This window comes from Blautia sp. 1001283B150304_161114_C9 (assembly GCF_015668165.1).
Taxonomy (GTDB): domain Bacteria; phylum Bacillota; class Clostridia; order Lachnospirales; family Lachnospiraceae; genus Blautia_A; species Blautia_A wexlerae.
The window spans coordinates 1-25,899 of the sequence record NZ_JADPGO010000038.1 but is presented as its reverse complement, the minus strand read 5'-3'; the positions used below and the strand labels follow the sequence as shown (position 1 = coordinate 25,899).

Sequence of the window (25,899 nt, the reverse complement as noted above, 5' to 3'; positions counted from 1 at the left end):
CATTCCCATAAAGAAAATGAGGAAATCTATGGAATTCTTTCAGGTAACGGCAAAGCCATAATTGATGGAGAAGAAATCAGCCTTTCAACTGGAGACTGGCTAAAAATCGCACCTGCTGCAAAGCGTCAGTTTTTTGCATCCGATATTTCCGGAATTACTTATATCTGCATTCAGGTAAAAGAAAATTCCCTGGAACATTTTACAGCAGAGGATGCCGTAATCGGCTAATTAAAAGTATTTATTTACAAAAATGCACAGCTCCCGATAAACTAAGAACTGTGCATTTCTTTTTCTTAAATTTTACGATTTCTCAATTTTTTATATAAGAAGTTATGGCTTTAACTTCCTCCAAATAATCAGCTTTAGGATAATACATACGACCACCAAAACTGCCACCAAGGCACCATCCAACAGCAACTCTGTGTACCACGGTGCAGACTGCATGGCATATAAATTTGGATAGGTTTTAAAGTGCCAGAACTTATAAATTCCGAACCCAATTAAAACTCCTATGAATGAACCAATAACTATGTTTAAAAAACAATTCAACTTTCTCAGCATAGCAGTCCCCCCTTCCAAATTAGAAGTTATAAACATCTTTGCAAATATACCATATCTATTAACTGTACACCACACTCATAAATTGGGTGGTCATAATTGTCCGTAAAGAAATTCGGAATATTGTGAGATCGGACAAATCCGCATTTTTCATAAAACGGTACGGTCAACGGGCTGTCACCTGTTCCAACCTGCAAAATAGAATATTCATCTGCATATTTACTTACAAGGAAGTCAATCAATGCTTTCCCATAGCCCTGTCCTTGATTCTGAGGATCAACTGCAATATTTTTAATTTCAAGTATTCCATTATCTTCATCAGTAACGACACATTCAGCTTTTACATTACCATCTTCAAGTACATACATAGTACCTTTTTCAAGATAGTGATCAATCATATTTTCCTGCTCATCAGCTAATAACAATAATGCTATAAATTGCTTTTTATTCTCATTCACTTCTCGGATTTTCATATCTATTACTCCGTCAAACTAGAATTTGGCTATTTCGTTGCAACAATACTTATCCAATGATTTTTTGCATTTGAATACGTTTTGATCTCTGTAAAACCCGCTTCTTTCAAAGCGGCAACAAGTTGTTTAGATGTGTAAATCTTCATACCATTGATCATCTTTGTCCATTTTTCATCTGCGGCATTCGTTCCGTCACTCTCGTTACAAATCAGGAATATGCCTTCGCTTTTCAGCACACGGTTGACCTCGGAAAAGCATTTTACTAATCCTGGCCAAAAGTAAACTGTTTCGAAGGCAGAAACATAATCAAAAGTCGCGTCAGAAAAGGGTATAGCAGATACATCTCCTTGAACTACATTACATTTCCCTTGTTTAATGGCGAGGGCGTTCAATTTTTGAGATTCTGCCACACTAACCTCAGAATAATCCATTCCTGTCACGTGGCCATTTCTACATCTATCAAGCCAAACCGCAATATTTGCTCCGCCGCCACAGCCGACGTCCAGAACTTCAGCATCAGACTTCGCGGAGATATTTGAGAATCCCCATTGCGATAATTTGGCGTGACCGCTGTTCATCATCTTCGTCATCAATTTTCCGCCGAAGCCTTGTGGCTTACGGGTATTTTCAAAAAATCTCATTACAGAATTCCTCCTCCACAAATACCGGTTTTCTTAATTCGACAAACCGGTATTGCTCAATCGTTTTTCTCCGTTAGGAGAATATACAATCCATAAATAAAAAGAACAAGGAATAAAACCGTAGGAATCAATAATCCATTTTCTAAAATACTTACAATCATTCTTCCAGGTGGCGTTACCCATGCAGTTGCCGGATTTTGCATTGCCGCTATTATCATTCCTACAATACCAACAACACCACTTAATGTTAAAAAACCACCTTTTATATTTCTACTCATAATCATTACCTCCTCGTTAAATACCGATTTGTTACTCACATGATATCATATTTTTTCTTCAATTACATCCACCTAATTTTAATACACTGCCATTCGGCTTTATTCATCATTTTTCCCTTTTGGTTTCCCCGCAGGGGACTTACCTGATTCGCTTAAAGTGTATTTAAAAGAGCCAACCACCAGCATAGAAAAATAATTTATTTCATGTGCATTTGCAGGATATTTAGATATTCTTAGCTGGTCAAAATCTGCGTTATGAGAAAAATGACACACTGTCTGAGCGAAGCGAGTTTGTGGCATTTTTCTCATGCCTTTAGCAGATTTTGAGCAGCTTAGAATATCTTAATGTCCGAAACCGCACATGAAATAAATTATTTTTCTATGCGTCCCTCCTTCAAATCCCTCCCTCAGATTCTTCCCACCATATCCCCAAAAATATCCCCCAAAAAACCATATCACAAACAAAAAAGACCGACAGTCTCCCCTCCCGGATTTCCTGTCAGTCTTTTAATAACTCTTATTTTCTCAGCTCTTCACACTCAAACGCACCAACGCCCTCTGCAGCTTAGCCTCCACAATCTTATAATCATGATCCGTCAGACCACCTTTGGCAATCATCTCCTCAGCTCTTTTCTTAGCTTCCTGTGCACGCTGCTCATCGATATCCTCTTTCCACTCCCAGGTAGTTGCAAGGACACGGCACTTTCCGTTCATAACAGAAAGCATTCCGCCAATACAGGCTGCGGTCCGTCTGCTGCCGTCTTCCATTACCACACTGGCTTCGCCCATTCCCAGGGCAGTACAGTAATTACAGTGTCTGGCAAGAATGGCCAGATCACCGCTGACAGTTCTGCAGATCACACGCTCCACATTGCCTTCAAAGAGTAATCCGTCCGGTGTTCCGATTCTCAACGGGAAAGTACTCATAGGACATTTCCCCCTTTACTGATTCTTCGCTTTTTCAAACACTTCATCGATGGTTCCCACAAACAGGAAATAACTCTCAGGAATGTCATCACACTCACCGTTAAGGATCATCCTGAATCCTCTCAGCGTCTCCTTCAGCGGAACATATTTGCCAGGCATACCTGTAAACTGTTCTGCTACAGAGAAGCTCTGTGACAGGAATCTCTGAACCTTACGGGCACGGCTTACAGTACGTTTGTCTTCCTCTGACAACTCATCCATACCCATGATGGCAATAATGTCCTGAAGCTCTTTGTAACGCTGAAGAACTCTCTGTACTGATCTGGCAATCTCATAATGCTCTGTTCCTACGATTTCAGGAGAAAGGATACGGCTTGTGGAATCCAGAGGATCAACAGCCGGATAAATACCCTGGCTGGAAATCTCACGGGAAAGTACAGTTGTTGCATCCAGATGTGAGAATGTAGTTGCAGGAGCCGGGTCAGTCAGGTCATCGGCAGGCACATATACAGCCTGTACAGATGTGATGGAGCCCTTTCTTGTGGAAGTAATTCGTTCCTGCAGGTTACCCATTTCAGTTGCCAGTGTAGGCTGATAACCTACAGCTGAAGGCATACGTCCCAGAAGAGCAGACACCTCGGAACCTGCCTGTGTAAAACGGAAAATATTGTCAATAAAGAGGAGCACATCCTGGTTCTTCTCATCACGGAAGTATTCCGCCATGGTAAGTCCGGAAAGTCCAACTCTCATACGTGCTCCAGGCGGCTCGTTCATCTGACCGTAAACCAGAGCAGTCTTGTCGATAACTCCACTTTCTTTCATTTCATTGTAAAGGTCATTTCCCTCACGTGTACGCTCTCCTACACCTGTAAATACGGAAAGTCCGCCGTGTGCAGTTGCTACATTGTGGATCAGCTCCATGATAAGAACTGTTTTTCCTACACCTGCACCACCGAAAAGACCGATCTTACCACCCTTTGCATAAGGACAGATCAGGTCAACGACCTTGATTCCTGTCTCCAGGATCTCTGTTGCAGGCATCTGTTCTTCATAAGAAGGAGCCTGACGATGGATAGACCAGCGTTCCTTTGCCTTCGGTGCCGGAAGATTGTCTACCGGGTCACCCAGAAGGTTAAATACTCGTCCCAGGCATTCCTCACCTACAGGAACGGAAATTGGACCGCCTGTATCCAGAGCTTTGGCACCGCGCACCAGACCGTCAGTAGAATTCATGGCAATACATCTTACCACATCATCACCAACCTGCTGTGCAACCTCGGCAACCAGCTTTGCGCCATCATTATCAATCTCTATGGCATTGAGAAGAGGCGGCAGTTCATCGTGCGCAAAGCGGATATCCAGTACCGGACCGATAACCTGCACTACCTCGCCAATGTGTTTTTCACTCATGTTTATAATCTCCTATTTCTAAAGACCTTCCGCACCTGCAACAATCTCCGTGATCTCCTGCGTGATGCTGGCCTGACGTGCCCTGTTGTAATACAGATTGAGCTGATCGATCATCTCTTCCGCATTACTTGTGGCTGCATCCATAGCCATACGTCTGGCCGCCAGTTCACTTGCAGTACTTTCGCAGATACCGCCATAAACCAGACCTGCCAGATATTCCGGAACAATGGCATCAAATACTGTCTCTCCGTCCGGTTCATAGAGGATCAGATTCTTCGTCTCTATCTTACCTCCGCTTTCCTCTCTGATATCAGTCATAGGAAGCATGGAAAATACCTCCGGCTGCTGAGAAAGCATGGAATTAAAGACAGTATAACATAATTCAATATGGCCAAAGGTTCCTTTGCGAAATTCTGTACAGAGCATATTTGCCATCTCAAAACAATCCGCTACAGAAATACTTCCTGCCTCTGCAAACTGTTCTGTCAGAGCTTCTATCCCTCTCTGACGGAAATATTCCACTGCTTTCTTTCCAACCGGCAGAACCATGTAGTCCTTACCCTCAGCAGACGCCTCCAGACATTTAAAAAGATTGGTGTTATAACCACCTGCAAGTCCTCTGTCACCTGCGATCACTACATAGCAGGTTTTATTGTTGGAAGACTCTTTCGCATAAACGGATGAGAAATCTGTATTCTCTCTCGCAATATCCTTCAATGTCTCATGAAGTTCTGTAAAGTACGGACGACATACTTCTGCACGTTCCTTTGCCTTACGCAGTTTGGAGGATGCTACAAGCTCCATGGCCTTGGTAATCTGCATGGTACTCTGTACACTCTTGATACGCAGCTTTACCGCTTTCATATTCGAAGCCATACGATACCCTCCTAATCACTTTATTTCTCAGGTCTTGTATTCAGGAAGTTCTCTGTATACGCATCCAGTACGCTGCGAAGCTTCTGCTCTGTTTCCTGCTCCAGCTTACCTGTTGAGCGGATCTCCTGCATAACCTCTACGCCTGCTGCATCTGTATCCAGATAGGTATATAATCCTGATTCATATACATTTACGTCTTCCACTTTTACTGATTCCAGAACACCCTTTGTAACCGCATAAAGGATCGCAACCTGTTTCTCTACAGGAACCGGTGCATTCTGGTTCTGTTTCAGGACTTCCACAATACGTGCTCCCTGTTCCAGACGTGCCTTTGTATCAGCATCCAGATCAGAACCAAACTGTGCGAAGCTCTGCAGCTCACGGTACTGGGAATAAATCAGTTTCAGTGTTCCTGCTACCTTCTTCATTGCCTTGATCTGCGCATCACCACCAACTCGTGATACGGAGATACCCGGGTTTACAGCAGGCATGATTCCTGAATGGAATAACTCTGTCTCCAGGAAAATCTGTCCATCTGTAATAGAAATAACGTTAGTAGGAATATAGGCAGATACGTCACCTGCCTGTGTTTCAATAATCGGCAGTGCTGTCATGGAACCGCCGCCATGTTCATCGTCCAGCTTCGCTGCACGTTCCAGAAGTCTGGAATGCAGATAGAAAACATCACCCGGATATGCCTCACGTCCAGGCGGACGACGGATCAGCAGGGAAAGTGCACGATATGCAACTGCATGCTTACTTAAATCATCATAGATGATCAGCACATCTTTTCCCTTATTCATAAAGTATTCACCCATTGCGCATCCGGAATACGGTGCGATATACTGCAGCGGGCTTGACTCAGATGCTGTAGCTGCCACAACGATAGTATAATCCATTGCGCCGTTTCTGGTCAGGTTCTCTACTAATGTAGCTACTGTGGAACGCTTCTGTCCAATGGCTACATAGATACAGATCACATCTTTTCCCTTCTGGTTAATAATGGTATCTGTAGCAATTGTAGTTTTACCGGTCTGACGGTCACCAATGATCAGTTCTCGCTGTCCACGTCCGATAGGGATCATAGAGTCGATGGCTTTGATACCGGTCTGAAGAGGCTGATATACAGATCTTCTCTCACAGATGCCTGGTGCCTTGCTCTCGATTGGCCGGAATTCTTTTGTATCAATCGGGCCTGCTCCGTCAATTGGCTGTCCCAGTGCATTTACAACACGTCCAACCATGGCGTCGCCTACAGGTACAGACACGACCTTGCCTGTACGCTTTACGGTCTGACCCTCACCAATGTTCTCATCTGAACCAAAGATTACGATGGAGACACTGTTCTCCTCCAGGTTCTGTGCCATACCAAAGCTTCCGTCCTCAAATTCCAGAAGTTCTCCTGACATACAGTTTACCAGTCCGCTGGCTCTGGCAATACCGTCACCAACCATAAGGATCGTACCTGTCTCGTTCTGTTGAATGGCATTTTCGTAATATTTTATCTGGCTTCGGATGACCTTGGATATTTCCTCAGGTTTTAATTGCATGTTTCCATTCCATCCTTTAATCTCTTAAATTTTTATACTACCAATTCATTCAGTTTCTTCGAAATACCGGAAATACGGCTCTGTACTGTACCGTCAAGCTGTACGCCCTCCAGTTCCACGCGAAGTCCGCCAAGAACGGATGCATCTGTTTTCTGAACCAGATACACTTTCTTTCCACTTAGCTTCTCAAGCTTCGCTTTCAGAGCTTCCATCTGAGTATCACTGAGCTTCACTGCACTGGTAACCACGGCTTCTGCAATTCCATGTGCACTGTTGTAGCGTCTGATAAACTCTTCGCAGCATCCGGCAAACTCTCTCAGAATCTTGCGTTCACACAATAATTTCAGGAAATTCACCAGATATCTCTCTGCCTGCCCTCCGAAAGCCTCTTCAATCATCTTAAGTCTCTCGTTTTCAGGAATCGCCGGTTCTCCCAGCAATTTCAAATATCCCGGATTTTCCCTGAAAATCTGTCTAACTGCGATCATCTGCTCCATGATCTGTCCATCGAGCTTTTCTTCAGCGGCAAGGTCATACAGACTTCCGCCGTAAACTCTGGCAGTTTTTGTCATGATGCCTCACCTACATTCTCAATAAACTCATCAATCAGTTTTGCATGATCCTCTTCACTAATTTCGCGCTCGATCACTTTTCCGGCAATCTCAACAGCCATACCGCCGATTTCTCCCTTGATCTCGTTGACTGCCTTACGTTTCTCCTGGGCAATGTCTTTCTCTGCCTTCTCTTTCATGGCAGTTACCTGACTGGAAGCCTCCTTAAGCATCTCTTCACTCTGGATAGCGGCTGTTTTCTGAGCTGTCATCACAATGTCATTTGCCCTATTCTTGGCTTCCTGCATATTCTTTTCATATTCTGCCTTCATTGCCTGAGCTTCTTCCTTTGCCTTCACTGCATCCTGGATCTGGGCATCCGCTTTCGCTTTGCGCTTTTCCAGCATCTCATTGATGGGCTTGAAGAGGAAACGTTTGATCAGATATACCTGAATAAAAAGGTTGCAAATCGTCGCTATAAAATTCCACGGCACAATTCCAACTAATTCCTGTACCTGCATGTTTGTAACCTCCTGTCTGTATTTATGCGGATCATTCTCCGGCTGTTGCCGGAATTATCCACAGGTTCCATATCAGATGCCGCTTAGTCTGTGATATTCGACATCTCAGCTGTTTTTATCAGCTCAGGAAGTTCATGAACATACCAGGTGCAACGAAGATAAGTAACAGACCGGTTACGAAACCGTAGATACCTGTTGTCTCTGCGATGGCACATCCAAGAAGCATGGTAGAAGTAACATCACCCTTGCACTCAGGCTGACGTCCGATTGCCTCCAGCGCCTTTGCTACTGCGTTACCTTCACCAATACCAGGTCCGATACCTGCGATCAGCGCACATCCTGCTCCAATTGCACATCCTGCTAATGCGATACCTTTTGCCAATAACTGAAAATCCATATTAAAACCCTCCTGTTAAATAATAATCGGCAGCTTTTTCCCCTTTGCTGCGGTATTAATTTTTCTGCTGTATTTCAGCATTCTTTGCGGTTACCACCGCTGCCGTTTTGCTCCGGCAAATCATGTTTCTGCTACTCTTCTGCTGCATTTGCAATGTACATTACGGTCAACATACAGAAGATAAACGCCTGCATAACTCCCGAAAACCAGTCAAAATAGACCGATGTTATCGCAGGTACACCGACATCAAGAATCGGTATCTTTGACAGTACATCTCCCAGTACACCCGGGATCAGGCCCAGAAGTGCGGAACTTGCGACTGCCAGTGCCCCATAGATCAGGCCATTGATTACCACACCGGAAAGGATATTTCCGAAATGACGACACGCCATACTGACAGGTGTAGCCAGCTCGGAAAGAATATTAAACGGTGTCATAACTGCGATCGGGGTTGTAAATCCTTTCAGATAACCGCCAAATCCGCTGGTCTTTATCTTCTGTGCTGTGATCATAATGAAAACCACAACTGCCCATGCAGCCTCAGTAGAAAGGTCTGCTGTAGGGCTTCGAAGTCCGATCAGACTGATCAGGTTGGAAACCACGCTGGTTGCAAAAAGTGCTGCAACGAATGGTATCAGGTATCTGAATTTCTCACCCATATTTCCGATTACAAAGCTGTTGGCCTTCTCTACAATGAGCTCTGCCACAGCCTGACGTTTGGAAATGTTCTCTTCTTTCAGATCATGTGTCAGCCAGATACACAAACCTGTTATGAGTATCATAACAATCCAGCTTACCACCATTGTCTCACTGATCCTTAATGGTCCGAGAACAGGCACATCAATGGGTAATGTAAAGAATATCCTTGCCCCGCTGATATCCAATTCCATACTCTTTATTCACCTCCTGTCTCTCCCGGTACTGTTCCGGTTTGATATAGAAATACCTATTTGTTAGTATGAAAAATTCCTGCAATTTTAATTCCTGTTCCGGGAAATAAAAGAGGAACGATTCCTGCCACAAAATGAAAACAGGGTGCCACGATTGCCAGGATCACCCACAACATCTGGATCAGCATTCTCTGGGAGTAACTTGCTTTGATCCTCATTCTCGCTGTGTCCTCATCTGTTGCTGCAGCTGCTTTCTGCACTGCAAGTCCCATAAAAAAGAAATTAAGGACTGCCACACATCCTCCCACTGCCCCTCCAAGAAACACCGTATAATCAAACGGTACCTTCTGTGGCATGAATGCATGCAGCACTCCAAACACGATCCACATCAAAATCAGCCCGATTCCGGTGATGGCGGCTACTTTCCCGGTTTCCTTCTTTACGGCAGGCTGAACATTATCCATAATACTCATATAAATCTCCCTTTCGTTTCTGTATCATTACAGGTGTCTGTTAAACGATACTTTATTTTTCTTCTTTTTGTTCTCTTTCTTCTGCTGTCTGTTAATAGAAAGATAAAATTTATATGCCACTGTCCCGGAACCTCCAAGACCAAAGAAAAAACCGGGGATATATACCCATCCGCCAGCTCCGGTCTTAGAAACAATCAGCCAGCATACTGCCAGACATATCAGGACAGGGGTTATGAGAGACAGTCCAAGCTGCGACAACATGGTGACATTTCTGATGATCTCTGACCATTGTTTCATCCTCTTCTCCTTTTTGCTTAATTTTTGTATATATTTTCAAGAATTTATAGTCAAATTTTACCATATATCCTTTAAAATTACAATCTCATTAAATAATTTTATCAAATATTTTTTATCCATCCAATATTTTTTTGTTATTTTTATATCGTGTATGTGATTATATCATCAATATAAATCTTTTTATACAGTCAAAGCTTCTGATTGGTTTATATTTTTATTTCAAAGAAGAGATATAAATAAGGAGCCTGCCCGGAGAGCTTTTTTGTGTCATAGAACATTACGGAGTAATATTCTATAACACAAAAAAAGCACGAAAACAACTCATCACTGTTTTCATGCTTCTTCTTTCGTATATAATTCTGCTTTATATATAAGTTCTGTATTACCGGTCTGTCCCAGCAGACACATTCCTCTTATAGAAAATCCTCTTAATTAATGCATTTGAGACCCTGTACATCCTCCCAGAGCGTTTATCTTTAATCCTTATTCTGTATATAAATACCCACTGTAGTCCGGATCATCCAGGCAGTCTGCATCAATCCATGCCGGATTACTCAGTACATTTTTATCGATCACAACAGATTTCTTCGGTGCCGTTGTTTCAACTGCTGCCCAGATCGTCTGGTATCCCATAGCATAAGGCTGCTGGGAAACACAGCCAATCTCTTCTCCATTACGGATTGCTTCCTGCTGCTTAGTAGTTGCATCAACCCCTACCAGAGCCGGTGCATCATGCTCATCACTCTTCTCCAGATTCAGATACATCTCTGTAATATCTGCATTGGTGCAGAATACACCATCCAGTGTGGGATATTTTTCCAGAACTTCCTTCATGGAAGCCTCCATATCATCTACCTGATCAGAATAAATAGTTTCCACAACTTCAATATCTCCGTACTTCCCGATATTATTCATAAATCCTTCTACACGATCCTGAACACTCTTTGTCTTCTGCTGTGCGGAAAAAACCGCAACCTTTCCCATCTTTCCGAGTGCACTGCCAAGCTGATAAGCAGCCATCTTTCCTACCTGCACATTATCGGTTCCCCGATATGCCTTCACCAGTTTCTTCTCGGCTACATTAGAATCAAATGCTATAACCGGAATTCCATTTTCCTTTGCAGCTTCAAGCTGTGCCTCACAGGAATCCATGTCACTTGCCGAAATACAAAGAACATCCGGATTCTCTGCAATAACAGCATCTATTGTATTAATCTGAGTCTCTACGTCCTCTTCATTATCAGGGCCTTCAAAAGTCATGGTAATCTGGTCATCTTTTTTATAACCATATGCTTTATTAATTTCCTTTACCGCATCTTCCATGCCTTTCTTAACCATCTTCCAGTATTCGCCCTTGACACATTTGCTTACCACTGCGATCCTTGAACCGGCATGGATTTTTATATCTGTATCAATCTCCGGAATCAGCGGACTCTCATCCTCTTCCTTCACTGCTTCTGCCTCTGAATCGGATTCTTCGATAGCGTCTGCCACCAACGGCTGGATTGTCTCTTCCACCTCCGCTCTGCTGCATCCTGTCAGCATTGCCAGTCCTGTCATTAAACTTATCGCTGCTGCCGCCGCTCTTTTCATTTTAATTTCCTCTTCCTTTCAGTACTATACTGCACATTACAGCAATTTTATAAAATAATGTATAATTTCTGTCAACTAAAAAATCGATATCTGCTCAGTACTCTCACAGAATAATTAACATCGAACAATTACCTGTAGCGATCCTCTTAAATGCATTATTTACGAGAATTGCTATAAACCTTATAACTGCATATTACTTTCTACATTATACACACTTTACGAAATTCGTCCAGAGATTTTACACATTTTTCACTTTTATACATCAAAAATTGCGCTATGTCAATGTCTTTTGAATGCCATACCTGCAGGCTGCACCTGAAACTCCAACTGTTTCTTTGTCACCGGATGCTGAAATCCCAGTTTTGCAGAACAGAGAGCCAGCGGTTCCTGACTATTCTGACCGGGATTATACTTTCTGTCACCAACCAAAGGCATTCCGGCATGCGCCATCTGCACACGAATCTGATGATGCCTGCCTGTATCCAGATCAATCCGAATCAGATTTCTTTCGCCACAATCCTGTGCATCTTCCTTATTTTTCCAGGTTTCCAGAACTTCATAAGACAAGATCGCCTTTTTTGCTCCGGAAGTCCCTCCCTCAACCACTGCAGAGCTGTTGGTCCTGCCATCCTTCTTCAGCCAGTCCACCAGTTTTGCACTCTTCACTTTCACTGTTCCTTCTGTAACTGCAAGATAAGTCTTCTTTATTTTTCCCGCTGTCATCTGTCTGCTGAGATCTGCTGCTGCCTTCGGATTCAGGGCAAATACAAGAACCCCCTCCACCGGCTGATCCAGGCGATGGATAATACCCAGATACGGCATCTTACCCGGCACCTTCTGAGCAATATAATTCTTCAAGAGGCTCTCCATATCCATACTGCCAACCCGCGCATTCTGAACTGCAAGCCCTGCCGGTTTGTGACAGACCAGAATATCTTTATCTTCATATAAAATATAATCTCTGATATCTTTTATCCACATAAAAAAACTCTCCTTTTCATGGAGAGTATATCCTAAAATTCCATTTCACGCAATAAACGAATATATAACGAATATATATGAATACAATTTGAAAACGGTCATCACTTTTTACTTTTCCTGATTTCAAAAATGATGACCGCTTCAATGTTCTTCGTTATTCAATTTATTTTCCTCTTAGTATTCTTTCTATAATAAAATAATATGTTATTTACAAACTACTTTATAAGTTCACTATTAAATTTTTCTATGTTTATTTAAAATTCCTATTCTGTTTCCTGCTCATAATCCATATGTACTGTTTATAATCTGATTCATTCCTGCTTTTATGCTTTTATGATATCAGTTATTCAGTTCATCGGAACTTACTTAGAAAGTTTTATAGATTTTAAATTATAATTTCACGTATTATAATTTGTTTTCATTTATGAAATATCGGATACACTTTTTCATTATTTTTCGTGCTAAGCAATCATAAACCTAACTTCTTAAATTCACAACTGTTTAATTTCCTTATGTGCTTTTCATATTTATCGAACATTAATGGCAGATGTTCTGAATTATGTAAAGTATCACTGAAAAAGTACCTTAATATTTCTCTCAATATCCTGTAATTTTATATACCGGATATTCTTCTGATGCAGGATTTCAAACCATATACTTAAACTTCTATATGCCTCTCAAAACATCGTTCTTACCTTCAGTTTATCTGTTACCTGAACCTCTGCTTTCAGGCTAACTACTGAGATAAGGGTTATGCTCTTCCGGTAAATATTTCTTTACACATTTACCAAAATCCCTGTATCAGGTCTGCAACAGATATTCAATATAAGTTATCGCTTCTATAATACCTTTGATACATTCCTTCCTTATTAATCAGACTGTGCGTATGCTCTTATATTATATAAGGAAAATACTTTTTTATAATCTCCGTATCAGGTCTTTCTTGCAGGAAATGCGATACCCGTCACTCTTATATTGATGAAGTTATAAATTCTTTCCCAATGGAATCACCCGAACCTTTCTTTTATTTTCATCCTTTTCATTGGAACATTTATATATGCTATGAATTGAATGAATTTCTTTGATTGTTTAATTCGTTTCCTTGTTTCTTTTGATGGTGTTATAATAACACTCTTGTTATTATTTGTCAATACATTTTTGCATTTTATTTTAATATTTTCTGTTTATCTTTATTTTATTTGCATTAATTTTACAATATTTTTATTTATTTGATAATTTTCAGATTATTTATCTTTCTCCGCCGCAGTACGTTCTGCCCGGAGGGATCTATTATATCCAGAAATGCTATAATAAAGATGCAGCCACTCCCAACATAAAGAGAGGATAGCTGCATCTTGATCACTTCCTATTTTCGATTATAATTAATCAGGCATCCCTTAAGGATAATTTCACGCTCATCATCCGTAAGCTCCCCAAGAGCCACTTCAAACTCCTTCAGTCCCTCATCACTGACAACATATCCCCGGATCACATCATCCTTCTCTTCCACTGCCTTACGAATCTGTGGGAAGAACAGATAATCTCCATTTGCAAACGGAAGCTCCCCTTCTTTAATCAGGAATGGAAGCATACCCCAGTTGATCAGATTGGAACGATATCTCTTTGTCGCATACTCATTGGCGATATTTGCCCATCCGCCAAGCACTTTCTGACAGGAAGCAGCCTGCTCACGCGCAGAACCATCACCTGGTTTCACTGCAAAGATCGTACTTCCTACTCCAAGATTTTCCTTGCCTACATTCGGATAATCCTTTTTGATCACATCCATTACAGGTTTCATCTCCGGTAATGCTTCAACCGGACATTTTCCCTCCTGAATAGCCTTCTGAGCTTTCTGAACTTCTTTCGCACGTCCTACATAAGCAGGATCTTTTCTGGAAAGTGTAAACTCAGCCAGTCCAAGTGGATTGGAACGATAAGAAGATGTCTCACCGGACGGGATCAGCTCGTCTGTTGTAGTAACCGGATCATGGATCTCCGAAACAACCTTCACGATCAGATTCTCCGGAAGAGCTGCCATCTCCGGCCAGTCCTTAATGTTCGGTCCAAACTGAATCTCCACGCTCGGATCAGCTATACCCTTGCTGTCAAATACACGATTGTCATAAATTGTCTTGTCAAAGAAATATTTCTGTCCTGTATAACCACCTGTATAATCCTCTGCTGAAGTCAGGAAACCTTTGTTTGCTGCTGTTGCCGCAATAGAACGTGCATCCATAAGTGCAACAGAAGAAATCTGGCCATTCTGAATTTTGGAACCTTCACGATTCGGGAAGTTTCTGGTCGTATGACGGATACTGAATGCATTATTTGCAGGAGTGTCCCCTGCACCAAAGCAAGGTCCGCAAAAAGCAGTCTTCACAACAGCTCCCGTTTCAAGAAGTCCTGCCAGAACGCCATTCTTAGCCAGTTCCATATAAATTGGAGTACTTGCCGGATATACACTCAATGTGAAGGCATCTGCACCAATGCTCTTGCCTTTAAGGATATCAGCTGCCGCACAGATATTTTCAAATCCACCACCTGCACATCCTGCAATGATTCCCTGTTCTACATAGAGTTTACCATCAATTACTTTGTCTCTTAATGTATATGGAACTTTTCCATCAAGGCTGATCTGTGCTTTCTTCTCAACATCTGCCAGAATATCATCCAGATTTGCTTTCAGTTCATCAATTGTATATGTATTGCTTGGATGGAATGGCATAGCGATCATTGGTCTGATCTCACTCAGATCAATCTCTACACAGCCATCATAGTATGCTGTTTCACCTGGTTTCAGTTCTTTGTAATCTTCACTTCTGCCATGGATCTCATAGAATTCCTGAATCTTCTCATCTGTCTGCCAGATAGAGGAAAGACAGGTGGTCTCTGTTGTCATTACATCTACGCCAATTCGGAAATCAGCACTTAAATTTGCAACACCAGGTCCTACAAATTCCATAACTTTATTCTTCACATATCCGTTTGCAAAAACCTTGCCGATAATCGCAAGCGCAACGTCCTGAGGACCTACGCCCGGACGAGGAGAACCGGTAAGATAAATGGCAACGACGCCTGGCATATTGATATCATAAGTCTGGGAAAGAAGCTGCTTTACAAGCTCCGGTCCGCCCTCACCCATTGCCATGGTTCCCAGTGCGCCATATCGTGTATGGCTGTCTGAACCGAGGATCATTTTACCGCCTGCTGCAAGCATTTCTCTTGCAAACTGATGGATAACCGCCTGATGGGGCGGTACATATACGCCGCCATATTTCTTGGCACAGGTAAGTCCAAACATATGATCATCTTCATTAATAGTTCCGCCTACTGCACAGAGTGAATTATGGCAGTTTGTCAGTACATATGGCACCGGAAATTTCTCAAGGCCTGAAGCACGTGCAGTCTGGATAATTCCGACAAAAGTGATATCATGAGAAGTCAGTTTATCAAATTTAATCTGGAGTTTCTCCATATTTCCGGAAGTATTGTGTGCTTTCAGAATTGAATAGGCAATTGTACTCTTTGCAGCTTCCTCTTTGGAAACAGGAAAATCTGCCTGATTCTCCGGAACAATCTTCTGACCATTCAGCAAATACACACCGGTATCGTATAATTTCATAATGTCTCCTCCATTCTGTTTTTTTGCATATCACAAATGCAGTTATGGAACTCACCTTATCCACACCAGTCTTCAAATTTCCAGATGAAAACTGATTTTCTCCTGAACCGGCACTTTGACACGCTAATTTATGGAAATTTAGGTTTTATTATAGAATATTCCACCGGAATAATCAAGCCTAAGACTATAAGTATTTTAGTGTTACTGCTCACACACCACTATTCCGCGAGGTGTTTTGGCATGAATATGCCAAAATCCCGAGACATACAAGCCAAAATTCCATTGCCGCAGGCAATCTGGAATGAATTTTGGCTATGTTACTGAGAACGGAGTGAACAGTAACATTTTAGTTACTACAAGCAGTAGCATTTTTTTACTTTCTTTACTTTCCTACCAAAATCCGCTATACTGGGAATCACTTAGACAATGAAATTTCTGCCGCCTGTGGCAGTTCTGACAGGGAGGTATTACCGATATGTTCCGTTTATGGGGAAAAATATGGAAAGATAATCATTTACTGAAAGATACTGTAATCTGCGATGACTCCGAAGATACGCGGACCCACAAGATTTTTCGTGGTCTGGAAAGTATCTGTTATGAAATGGATCTGGGAAACCCAATCTGGCTGGAATCTACAGTCAGACATTTTAAGAAACATGGAAAAGCCAGATTTTATCAGGATAATTTTATAGAGCAGATTGATTTTGATTATCTGGAGATCCAGGTAATTGAAGAGGATGACGAATAATAAATTATTCTGTCTTAAAATGTGTACAGGATCAGAAACTTTACATTGCCATATTGTTTCTGATCCTGTGTATCTCATTTGCAGTGAATTTTCATGTCTTTATTTCATAAATTCTCTTATGATTTCTCTCATAATCTCATCTTCCTCGGGTGTAAGCATTCCGCTGAAATGGCTTCCTGCTGCTGCAGTCTGGCGGATACTGTCCGCAATATGTTCAACGATTTCCTCTTTTGCAGCTTCGTCAGCCTTCTCCGGCACCGGAACTTCTTCTACCCATGTGCGGGCATGTTCCACATAATCAGAAAAAGAATTCATCAGAAGTTCTTCTCTGTATGTAAAATCCAGCGCCTGTCTCAGCAAAAGCAATGCTGTCGGAATGATCGCAGCCACATAAAGATATGCCAGCGGCATTCCGTCCCATCGTGCATCTTTGGAATACAGAAAAAAAGCCAGTCCAAGAAAAGCGATACAGAAAAGTGACGGATACCAGACAAACCGGTTCATACGGTTCAACAGCCTGTCTCTTGTTTTCCAAAGATTTGTCCATTTCTCTTTGAGATTTGATTTAACCTCTGTATTTTTTCTGATCATTCTTCGGTAGGTAAGATGTGTGGTCAGCATCCCCAGTGCTCCCAGTCCGCCCATTAACATCATGGCATACAGCAGGAAATGCAGTTCCATAACTTTCTCCAGCATAACATCCTCCTCACTTGAACACGCTGCCTGCTCATAAACTGACAGGATTATTATACTGCTGTTTCCGGTATCATGGAACTAAAATCGCTCATCAAATTCTCTCATAAAAAGACAAAAATGTCTCGAAGTGTTTACATATTTTCCAGTTTCGTAACTACCTCTTCAAACTTCATAAAATGGGAAGCTTTCACAAGAATAGTGTCACCATCCTGTACATAACCTTCCAGATGCTCCAGCAGACTTTCTCTGTCCGGCTCATAGATTACTCTCAGGTCCGGATTTGTCCGCTGTGCTCTCTCTGCCATATTTTTGCACAGTTTACCTGTACAGATAAGAACATCAATATCACATTTTCCGGCATGCTCTCCTACTTCTTCATGAAGCTGAACTTCATTCTCTCCAAGTTCACCCATGTCACCAAGAACTGCAATTCTGCGTCCTGCACCATCCTGCAGAACATCCAGGGAGGCTTTCATGGACATGGGATTTGCATTATAGCAGTCATCTACGATCAGGAATTTATCTGTTTCGATCATTCTGAAACGACCGCTGATCGGCTCCAAGCTCTCGATTCCGGCTTTGATCTGCTCAGTTGTAAGTCCATAAATATTTCCAACTGCAGCTGCTGCCAGCGCATTATATACCATATGGCGCCCCGGCATCGGGATATCAACTGTAAATGCAGTATCCCCCAGATGAATGGTGCAGGTCATTCCCTTTAAACCTCTGCTTACAATCTTATCACCGTAAACCTGACATTCATTACTCATTCCGAAAAATACAGGTTTTATCTTTTCATATTCTTTTACTGTGATAAGCTTGTCATCATCGCCATTTAATACAATATGTCCCTCCGGTCTGAGGAATTTAAAAATCTCTGTCTTTGCTTTCAGAACACCATTTCTGTCTCCCAGATTCTCCAGATGGCAGGTACCGATATTCGTGATCACGCAGGTGTCCGGTCTTGCAATCTGCGCAAGTCTGGTCATCTCACCGAAATCACTGATCCCCATTTCCAGAACTGCAATTTCATCTCCATCACGCAAACGGAAAACTGTGAGAGGCAAACCAAGTTCATTGTTAAAGTTGCCCTGTGTTTTCAGAGTATGGTATTTCTGGTTCAGAACAGATGCGATCACTTCTTTTGTACTTGTCTTACCAACACTTCCTGTAATTCCCACAACCGGGATCTGAAGCTGCTTTAAATAAAACTCTGCAATATCTTTCACTGCCTGAAGAGAAGATTCTACTGCGATATAAGGAAAATCAGCGTTATCAAGTACCCGTTCCGACAAGGTTGCCAGTGCCCCTGCTTCCATTACCTGTGGGATAAATTTATGGGCATCTACACGTTCCCCCACAATAGGTACAAACAGACATCCTTCTTCTGCTTTTCTGCTGTCTGTGATAACAGACATTACTTCTTCCTGTAATTTATCAGCCGGACCATAATAAGTACCGCCGCATACGCGGGCGATATTTTCAAGAGTTAAGTTTTTCATAATATTTTTTATATCTTCTTTCCTGTTATAGCAATTCTCTTAATAATGCATCTATAACAATTCTATAAATTACTGCAGACACGCTCTATAGTGTGAAATCCTGCGTCGGATATTTTTTCATGGAAACTTCAATCAGTTTCTCACATAAAGTCGGATAGTCGATTCCCAGAACTTTTGCCTCCTGCGGAATCAGACTGGTTGGTGTCATTCCGGGAAGAGTATTTGCTTCCAGACAATACATATCTCCATTCTCCTTCATCATGAAATCAAGACGGCAGTATCCTTCCATAAACAGAGCTTTGGCTCCTGCTTCCGCATAATGCTGCATTTTCTCTGTGAGTTCCGGTGAAATTTCGGCAGGACAGGTCTCAATCGTAGAGCCAGCCTGATATTTATTCTTATAATCATAGAATCCCTGAAGCGGAGCAATTTCGATGATCGGATAAGCTTTTCCGTCCACAACCGCTACTGAAAATTCACGTCCTTTTATATATTCTTCGACCACGACTTCATTTTCATAAGAATAAGCGTCTTTGAGAGCCTGCTCATATTCGGCCTGATCATTCACAATATAAACACCTACACTGGAACCGCCACAGCAGGTTTTTACAACTACAGGAAATTCCATTCCAAGTGCTTTCAGATCTGTGGTCATTTCTTCTTTTACCATAGACACTCCCCGCGGTGTTGGTACATTATTCATCAGAAACATCTGCTTGGTGATTCCCTTATCCATTGCCAGGGCACTGCTTAAATATCCGGTTCCTGTATATTTGATTCCCATCAGGTCAAATGTTGCCTGTACTTTTCCATCTTCTCCGTTCGCACCATGAAGTCCCAGGAAAACAATGTCAGCCGCCTCGCAGAGTTTCAGCACGTTTGGTCCGAAGAAGCTTCTTCTCTCTTTTTTCATCTGTTCAATCCTGTCGTTAAATGCTGACATATATTCTGATGCTGCGTCCACATCATACTCTGACGGAAACGGATTCTCCCGGTCCACATTCTCAATGCCGCAGAAAATATCCACAAGAATCGCCTGATGTCCTTTCTGTCGTAATGCCTTACATATTCCTGTTCCTGATGTAATGGAGACAGTACGTTCTGTACTTGTTCCCCCCGCTAATACTACAATCTTCATCATTTTTCTCCTTTATTCATAAATAACAATCGGTGTGTTCTTCTCAACATTGCTGAAAATGATCTGCACCTGATCGGATGGTGCACAGATGCTTCCATGTGTGCCTTCAAATTCATAAAGCTGTCCTCCGAAATCCATTCTCCATGGAGCATCATTGATCCCCAGATTTCCATCGAATGGGATCCAGTAATTTACAGCAGAAGGATAGTCCTCTCCGTTCACTGTACATCCGCTCTTCATTTCACCTGTTGTATAACATCCCACAGGAGTTGCACAGTTGGGCACGAATGGATTTCCGGATACGATCTGCGCATCCGCAGTCGGCGTTCCATCTTTATAGAATACCATTCTCTGGGCCGTCAGGTCAATCTCTATATACGTATATCCGATATCATTTGTTTTCCTGACCAGACCTTCATGGGAATAAACAGGTTCTCTGACCTGGGTTTCTCCGTTTTTTATCAGTTCTGTAAGTTCTTTCAGCTCCGCTTTCTGATCGATCTGCCAGCCATAATTCCCTCCGCTGACAGTAATCTCACGACCATCATATGTATTAAATGTTCTCTCTGTTCCAACCGTATCATATTTAGCCGCCAGTTCACTGATATATGCTTCTATCTGTTTTTTGTCAAGTGTATAAAGACCGTTTTCATCTGTTGTGAGCCAGTTTTTGATCATATCTCTGTCTACTGTCTCTGTGCAATCGTCAAAATCATAGGTTATCACTACATCCGTAAGTTTGTTTATCAGGTCACAATTCTTCGTCAAAGTTTCATCACTCTGATAAACTTTCGGTTCTTTGTAGCATCCATCTGCTTCCAGATCAACCGGCGTTCGTCCTGTGACAAGAGCATCTATAATATCCTGACTTGTTTTTTCTGGTTTCAGTGCAGTTCCCTCCTGCTCAGGAACAATTACAAACTTATCGTCTTTCTCTTCTATATGAGCATCCGAAGGCTCTGTCATATTCTCCTGTTGCATACATTTCAGTTCGGAAATGGCAGCCTCTGTCTTCTGCTCATCATATTTAATGGAGGAGGACACTTCATAATTCCTGTGCTGATTAAAAGCAAGAAACCATGTAAAACGATCCTGATTTCTGATCAATTTATCAACACTTCCATCTGAGTCATAGGAAAGTCCCGCCTGTTTTGCTGTGATACTTTCCTGTCCGTTATTTCTGGTGTCAATAGTAAGAACATATGCTCCCACCTTCTGCGTAAGCAATTCTTCTGACTGGGATACTGTCATATAGGAACAGTTGAATCCGTTTACCATTGATCCCGGTAAGAAATGCTCTGTGAAATAGTATACACCATATCCATATACTCCGGCAGTCAGCAGGAGCAAGATTATGATCAGGGTGATCATGATTTTCTTTCTGCTGCTCACGACATCCTCTCCTTTCTTTTTTATAAACAGCAACCGCCCGGCAAGAAGTTATGCCGGGCAGTTTTATTATCACATTATTTATCCAGAAAGTAAATACGATTATTCTCTTTTATGCGTTTTCCAGTAATTTCTCTACACTTGTAAGTTTAACACAGAGTACGAACACTTCTGCTGCTTTTCCAAGATCCTCAGGAGTCGGGAAGCTTGGCGCAATACGGATATTGGAGTCTTTCGGATCTTTTCCATATGGATAAGTTGCGCCTGCTCCTGTAAGTACAACACCTGCTTCTTTTGCCTTGGCAACAATAGCTTTTGCACATCCTTCCATTGAATCAAAGGAAATGAAGTATCCACCATGTGGTTTTGTCCACTCGCCGATTCCAAGACCGCCAAGTTCTCTGTCCAGTGTGTTAAGGACCATTTCAAATTTCGGACGGAGAATTGCCGCATGTTTTCTCATGTGTTCATGAAGACCGTCGATATTTTTGAAGAATTTTACATGACGTAACTGGTTTAATTTGTCATGTCCGATTGTCTGGATCTGCATGTAGCTGCGGAAATCTTCCAGGTTTGCTTTGGAAGCTGCAACTGCTGCAATACCGGAACCCGGGAAGCTGACTTTTGATGTTGATGTAAATTTATATACAAGATCAGGATTTCCTGCTTTTGCACATGCTTCAAGGATTTCTACAAGGAAGTCCTGATTGTCATCATAGAGATGATGAATGCTGTATGCGTTATCCCAGTAGATACGGAAATCAGGTGCTGCCGGTTTCAGATGCGCAAAGCGCTCTACTGTTTCTGCTGAATAAGTATATCCCTGTGGGTTGGAGTATTTCGGCACACACCAGATTCCTTTGATGGATGCGTCTTCACTGACAAGCTTCTCTACCATATCCATGTCTGGTCCCTGTGGTGTCATTGGCACGTTGATCATTTCGATTCCGAAGAATTCTGTGATCTTGAAATGGCGGTCATATCCCGGTACAGGACAGAGGAATTTTACCTTATCAAGTTTGCACCATGGGGTATTTCCCATTACACCCTGTGTCATAGAACGTGCAATGCTGTCAAACATAACGTTTAAGCTTGAGTTTCCGTAGATAATGATGTGGTCCGGATCTACCTCGGACATTTCTCCAAGGAGGCGTTTAGCTTCCGGGATTCCGTCGATAACACCGTAGTTACGGCAGTCTACTCCTGTTTCGCACTTGAGGTCTGAATCGCTGCTTAATACGTTCATTAATCCCATTGAGAGATCGAGCTGGTCTGCTGACGGTTTTCCACGTGACATATCGAGAGCTAAGCCCTTTGCTTTGATATCTGCGTATTCTTTATCCAGCTGTGCTTTGAGTGTAAGCAGTTCTTCTTTGCTCATGTCGCTGTATTTTTTCATAATATTCCTCCTTGTTCTGCCATGGAAGGATGTCCCTTTTTCCGTATAGGGCAATCATTTGTTTTTCCTACGGCAACAGTTTTTTTGCTTTTTACATTTTAGTATGGTAAAGTAGGGTTGTCAAGTGTTTTTATGGAATTGTTAATATTTTACCAAAACAATCGTTACTGTTCCCTCTGTTCTCAGTAACGTAACCCAAATTCATTCTGGATTGCCGTAACATCTTTCTCTGATACTTATAACAAGCCTCGTAAATAATTAACCAAAAAGCAAGTCGAAATCCCTCGAAAGTTTCGGCTTGCTTTTTTGAGTGTGACAGCGTATATTTAAATCAGTTAACAGATCTTTTAACTGTCTTAATTGTTCTTGTCAGGTCATCCTGATATCTTTTTATTACTCCTTATACAACATCCATTTTTATCCAAGTCAGTGAATGAGACAAGTCAGGCGGATAAAATCATCTGCTTCGCTGCTCAGTTCATAACCGAATGACTGTGAAAGGAGGTCATCCATGTCTATGTTTATCCACGCAATTATCGTAATCCTGCTTGCTGTGCTGGCTATGGGGATCGGGCTGCTGATTCTTGTGTGCTGGGCTTTGGCAGCATGTGCAAGCAGGCGGGATTCTTATCTGGAAAAGGATTATCGGGTGAAATAAAGGAAGTCTGCGCATGGACGCTGAGTATTGCCGATAAGTTTATTCATTACTTTTCCATTAAAGTACAGGGTTGCAGAACCGCCTCCATCCAGGTTGTAAGCATAAGTACAGCCGTAGGATTTAAAAATATTCACCATATCCCAGTGATTAAGACCATTATAGCTGCCGGTATCTGTTACAAGGAGTACATAATCGTTGGGCTTTACCATTCCTACCGCTGTACGTGGATAATATTTTTCTGTTTCAGCCCATGGAAGCTGGGCTTCGCCATCTTTAATAAGAACCGGACCAAAATTATATGTATCTTTTACACCGGCTGCAAGAAGATTTTTTCCCATAAGTCCCTGTGCCGGAGTATAGATGGTTCCGTCTTTCTTTACTGCCATGACTGAATAACTGGTCATGTAATCACCATAGATAATCCCGTTTTTGATGCACATGCCAAGGGGGGATGGTTTTCCTGTACCATAGTCGAAAGCACTGCCGTTTACTCCGATAATGCCTCCATTTGAGGATACTGCATCAGAAGTTGTCTGTCGGGATCCGCCATAAGTTCCGTTGGAGAGGGCGGATTTCAGCTGTTTGGCATTGGATGTCTTTATATGCGCTACCCAGTAGGAAATTCCATGGACTGATTTGCGTTTAAGTTTAATATTAAGAGTGCTGCTTTTGTATTCGTAAGTATTGCCGCTTTGAGTAACTGTTGGTTTAGTATTTGTCGGTTTAGTATCTGAAGATTTTACACGCTGCCCTTTGCTGTTTACATAATATTTACCTATCCAGGTATTTTTTGCCATCACTCCTGTTTTCTTGCTGAAATAGTAATAATATTTTCCTATCTTCTGCCAGCCCTTTGCCATGGTGGAATTGCTGAGGAAATAGTATTTTTTTCCATCCTGAGTAAGCCACTGCCTGGCAATTGCCACGCCGGATTCATTGAAATAATAGGTATATTTATCACCTGTTGCCCAGCGATTGCGGAACATGGCACCATTTTTGCGATTGTAATAGTATTTATTACCGGAACGCTTCATCCACCCGGTGAAACGTTTGCCGTTGGCAATACTGTAGTAATAATAACCTTTATACTTAAAAGAACCGCAGATCAGACGCCCCTTTGAATTATAAAAATAGTAATCTCCGTTTATTTTCTGCCATCCCGTTTTCTTCGATGTGATGCTGACGGAGGTTCTGTCCTGTTTCACATATGTAGCTGCATTTACGGTAACTGCACGCATACTGATGCCTGCTGTCAGAAATAATGCCAGTATCAGAAATACCGCCACTTTTCTGAATGGTAATTTTCTTTTCATGTCTTTCATCTGCCTTTCCATGATGTCTGATATGCCCATATAAGGGAATTGCTATAAATATATTACCGATATGTCCCCTGCGATTTCTTTACCCGACAATTCGACAGACCGAGCGTTGTCAGATAATATTCCATGTCTCTCTCTGACATCAGACACTTTGGCCCTATAACGAGTTCCTTTATCAGCTGGTCAAGGCAATCTGAAAAATCAAAATCCACATAAGATATCAGCTGACTTTCTTTTACATAGTAGGAATAGTTATATAAACGTGCACCGAGAGAAAGTTCAACTTCTCTTCCCATCAGAAACTGTTTCGGCGAAAACTCGCACAATCGGATTTCGCTTTCCTCTCTGAAAAACGGATTTTTCATGTAAACAGATTCCTGAAATAATTTCAAAAACTTTTTCTCAAAACAGTTCATGACTTTATCCAGTACTTCTATTTCATAATCTTGCTTTTCCTCAATGCTTTCCCGACATTGTTCTTCTTTCTGTAATATCTTCTCGATTTCATCAACCAATTCTTGTACTATCTGATGTACAACTTCTCTCTGCTTTGCTTCAGAATAACTGATCTTATGTAATGACACAATTGACGGCTTTGAAATCTCCGGAGAAACCGTTACAACTTCTTTTAATACATCCAGGTCAAATCCGATGGCAGCTCCGCGCCCGTCATCCGCATATCCCCGCCACTGACTGAGCAGATCATTCTGATACGAAAAACAGGTTACATAATATCTGAAGTCTGCATGATTTTCATTGAAAAATTCATCTGTAAACAGTTTCACATATCCCATCAATCTCTCTGATGAAATCTTTGATCTGAATAAATCTGAAGCATTTTCATAAGCTCTTTTAAATTCTGCGTCATAATACCTGCAGATCCAGCTGATCTCCATGGAATCATTGGATTTCAGGATATTTGTCAGACGGAGTATAATGGTATCGTAATTTAAGACACTTCAAGAGACATTTCTTAATGAATCTGATATACTGTAAACACTACAGAAAG

The 25,899-nt window shown here is 41.9% G+C and carries 26 protein-coding genes and 1 pseudogene; 3 read left to right on the top strand and 24 right to left on the bottom strand.

Annotated features, from left to right (window positions below; translation table 11 throughout):
• A pseudogene (locus I4V44_RS15240) lies at positions 1 to 228 on the top strand (cupin domain-containing protein); the annotation flags it as partial.
• Between the two features lie 102 nt (positions 229 to 330).
• On the opposite strand, the gene I4V44_RS15235 reads toward I4V44_RS15240, so the two are convergent.
• The 17 genes from I4V44_RS15235 to I4V44_RS15155 all read right to left on the bottom strand — a co-directional run bounded on the left by I4V44_RS15235 (position 331) and on the right by I4V44_RS15155 (position 16,041).
• Positions 331 to 561, bottom strand: coding sequence for a hypothetical protein (locus tag I4V44_RS15235; protein WP_118759292.1), 231 nt, complete (start codon positions 559 to 561; stop codon positions 331 to 333).
• A 26-nt stretch (positions 562 to 587) separates the two neighbouring features.
• Positions 588 to 1,031 carry a GNAT family N-acetyltransferase gene (locus tag I4V44_RS15230; RefSeq protein ID WP_020993163.1) on the bottom strand — a complete coding sequence of 148 codons (444 nt, stop codon included), beginning with the start codon at positions 1,029 to 1,031 and terminating at the stop codon, positions 588 to 590.
• A 29-nt stretch (positions 1,032 to 1,060) separates the two neighbouring features.
• Positions 1,061 to 1,672 carry a class I SAM-dependent methyltransferase gene (locus tag I4V44_RS15225; RefSeq protein ID WP_008704955.1) on the bottom strand — a complete coding sequence of 204 codons (612 nt, stop codon included), beginning with the start codon at positions 1,670 to 1,672 and terminating at the stop codon, positions 1,061 to 1,063.
• A gap of 56 nt (positions 1,673 to 1,728) precedes the next feature.
• Positions 1,729 to 1,950 carry a hypothetical protein gene (locus tag I4V44_RS15220; RefSeq protein ID WP_020993165.1) on the bottom strand — a complete coding sequence of 74 codons (222 nt, stop codon included), beginning with the start codon at positions 1,948 to 1,950 and terminating at the stop codon, positions 1,729 to 1,731.
• A 525-nt stretch (positions 1,951 to 2,475) separates the two neighbouring features.
• Positions 2,476 to 2,877 (bottom strand): ATP synthase F1 subunit epsilon, encoded by a 402-nt coding sequence (atpC, locus tag I4V44_RS15215; protein ID WP_117674861.1) that lies wholly within the window; start codon positions 2,875 to 2,877, stop codon positions 2,476 to 2,478.
• A gap of 15 nt (positions 2,878 to 2,892) precedes the next feature.
• Positions 2,893 to 4,287 carry a F0F1 ATP synthase subunit beta gene (gene atpD, locus I4V44_RS15210; protein ID WP_055053785.1) on the bottom strand — a complete coding sequence of 465 codons (1,395 nt, stop codon included), beginning with the start codon at positions 4,285 to 4,287 and terminating at the stop codon, positions 2,893 to 2,895.
• Positions 4,288 to 4,305: 18 nt separating this feature from the next.
• A complete protein-coding gene (gene atpG, locus I4V44_RS15205; RefSeq protein WP_118759291.1) occupies positions 4,306 to 5,163 on the bottom strand; it encodes an ATP synthase F1 subunit gamma in 858 nt (285 codons plus the stop codon).
• 20 nt (positions 5,164 to 5,183) lie between these two features.
• Positions 5,184 to 6,713, bottom strand: a complete 1,530-nt coding sequence (gene atpA, locus I4V44_RS15200; protein WP_008704965.1) for a F0F1 ATP synthase subunit alpha — start codon at positions 6,711 to 6,713, stop codon at positions 5,184 to 5,186.
• A 32-nt stretch (positions 6,714 to 6,745) separates the two neighbouring features.
• Positions 6,746 to 7,285 (bottom strand): ATP synthase F1 subunit delta, encoded by a 540-nt coding sequence (atpH, locus tag I4V44_RS15195; RefSeq protein ID WP_055150648.1) that lies wholly within the window; start codon positions 7,283 to 7,285, stop codon positions 6,746 to 6,748.
• A complete protein-coding gene (gene atpF / locus I4V44_RS15190) occupies positions 7,282 to 7,785 on the bottom strand; it encodes a F0F1 ATP synthase subunit B (RefSeq protein WP_008704967.1) in 504 nt (167 codons plus the stop codon). The genes atpH and atpF overlap by 4 nt, the downstream gene beginning before the upstream one ends.
• Positions 7,786 to 7,903: 118 nt before the next feature.
• A complete protein-coding gene (gene atpE, locus I4V44_RS15185) occupies positions 7,904 to 8,182 on the bottom strand; it encodes an ATP synthase F0 subunit C (RefSeq protein ID WP_008704968.1) in 279 nt (92 codons plus the stop codon).
• Between the two features lie 131 nt (positions 8,183 to 8,313).
• Positions 8,314 to 9,072 carry a F0F1 ATP synthase subunit A gene (locus I4V44_RS15180; RefSeq protein ID WP_055150645.1) on the bottom strand — a complete coding sequence of 253 codons (759 nt, stop codon included), beginning with the start codon at positions 9,070 to 9,072 and terminating at the stop codon, positions 8,314 to 8,316.
• A 56-nt stretch (positions 9,073 to 9,128) separates the two neighbouring features.
• Positions 9,129 to 9,545, bottom strand: coding sequence for a hypothetical protein (locus I4V44_RS15175; protein WP_008704972.1), 417 nt, complete (start codon positions 9,543 to 9,545; stop codon positions 9,129 to 9,131).
• A 27-nt stretch (positions 9,546 to 9,572) separates the two neighbouring features.
• On the bottom strand, positions 9,573 to 9,842 hold the full coding sequence (locus I4V44_RS15170; RefSeq protein WP_022380878.1) for an AtpZ/AtpI family protein: 270 nt from the start codon (positions 9,840 to 9,842) through the stop codon (positions 9,573 to 9,575).
• A gap of 483 nt (positions 9,843 to 10,325) precedes the next feature.
• Positions 10,326 to 11,435 carry a substrate-binding domain-containing protein gene (locus tag I4V44_RS15165; RefSeq protein WP_118588123.1) on the bottom strand — a complete coding sequence of 370 codons (1,110 nt, stop codon included), beginning with the start codon at positions 11,433 to 11,435 and terminating at the stop codon, positions 10,326 to 10,328.
• Positions 11,436 to 11,714: 279 nt separating this feature from the next.
• Positions 11,715 to 12,416, bottom strand: coding sequence for an RluA family pseudouridine synthase (locus tag I4V44_RS15160; protein WP_008704977.1), 702 nt, complete (start codon positions 12,414 to 12,416; stop codon positions 11,715 to 11,717).
• 1,366 nt (positions 12,417 to 13,782) lie between these two features.
• Positions 13,783 to 16,041 carry a hydratase gene (locus I4V44_RS15155; protein WP_118588121.1) on the bottom strand — a complete coding sequence of 753 codons (2,259 nt, stop codon included), beginning with the start codon at positions 16,039 to 16,041 and terminating at the stop codon, positions 13,783 to 13,785.
• A gap of 475 nt (positions 16,042 to 16,516) precedes the next feature.
• Between I4V44_RS15155 and I4V44_RS15150 the strand changes: the two genes are divergently transcribed.
• On the top strand, positions 16,517 to 16,789 hold the full coding sequence (locus I4V44_RS15150) for a hypothetical protein (RefSeq protein WP_022380881.1): 273 nt from the start codon (positions 16,517 to 16,519) through the stop codon (positions 16,787 to 16,789).
• 99 nt (positions 16,790 to 16,888) lie between these two features.
• Here I4V44_RS15150 and I4V44_RS17675 read toward each other — a convergent pair whose 3' ends face one another.
• From I4V44_RS17675 to I4V44_RS15125, 5 genes are all read right to left on the bottom strand, one after another.
• The gene (locus I4V44_RS17675) at positions 16,889 to 17,485 is read right to left on the bottom strand and encodes a hypothetical protein (protein ID WP_243280294.1); all 597 of its coding nucleotides are present in this window, start codon (positions 17,483 to 17,485) and stop codon (positions 16,889 to 16,891) included.
• Between the two features lie 131 nt (positions 17,486 to 17,616).
• Positions 17,617 to 18,987: a UDP-N-acetylmuramoyl-tripeptide--D-alanyl-D-alanine ligase gene (locus I4V44_RS15140; protein WP_196002907.1), complete on the bottom strand. Its 1,371-nt coding sequence runs from the start codon at positions 18,985 to 18,987 to the stop codon at positions 17,617 to 17,619.
• An 85-nt stretch (positions 18,988 to 19,072) separates the two neighbouring features.
• Positions 19,073 to 20,125 (bottom strand): D-alanine--D-alanine ligase family protein, encoded by a 1,053-nt coding sequence (locus tag I4V44_RS15135; RefSeq protein WP_008705012.1) that lies wholly within the window; start codon positions 20,123 to 20,125, stop codon positions 19,073 to 19,075.
• Positions 20,126 to 20,137: 12 nt separating this feature from the next.
• A complete protein-coding gene (locus tag I4V44_RS15130) occupies positions 20,138 to 21,517 on the bottom strand; it encodes a L,D-transpeptidase family protein (RefSeq protein ID WP_196002906.1) in 1,380 nt (459 codons plus the stop codon).
• A 109-nt stretch (positions 21,518 to 21,626) separates the two neighbouring features.
• Positions 21,627 to 22,913, bottom strand: a complete 1,287-nt coding sequence (locus I4V44_RS15125; protein ID WP_008705015.1) for an aminotransferase — start codon at positions 22,911 to 22,913, stop codon at positions 21,627 to 21,629.
• Positions 22,914 to 23,424: 511 nt separating this feature from the next.
• Between I4V44_RS15125 and I4V44_RS15120 the strand changes: the two genes are divergently transcribed.
• Entirely contained in the window at positions 23,425 to 23,571 is a 147-nt protein-coding gene (locus tag I4V44_RS15120) for a hypothetical protein (RefSeq protein WP_008705017.1), read from the top strand.
• Here I4V44_RS15120 and I4V44_RS15115 read toward each other — a convergent pair.
• Both I4V44_RS15115 and I4V44_RS15110 read right to left on the bottom strand, forming a co-directional pair.
• Entirely contained in the window at positions 23,556 to 24,884 is a 1,329-nt protein-coding gene (locus I4V44_RS15115; protein ID WP_173721190.1) for a phosphodiester glycosidase family protein, read from the bottom strand. The genes I4V44_RS15120 and I4V44_RS15115 overlap by 16 nt on opposite strands.
• 62 nt (positions 24,885 to 24,946) lie before the next feature.
• Entirely contained in the window at positions 24,947 to 25,684 is a 738-nt protein-coding gene (locus I4V44_RS15110) for a DUF2971 domain-containing protein (RefSeq protein WP_243280293.1), read from the bottom strand.
• Between the last annotated feature and the right edge of the window lie 215 nt (positions 25,685 to 25,899).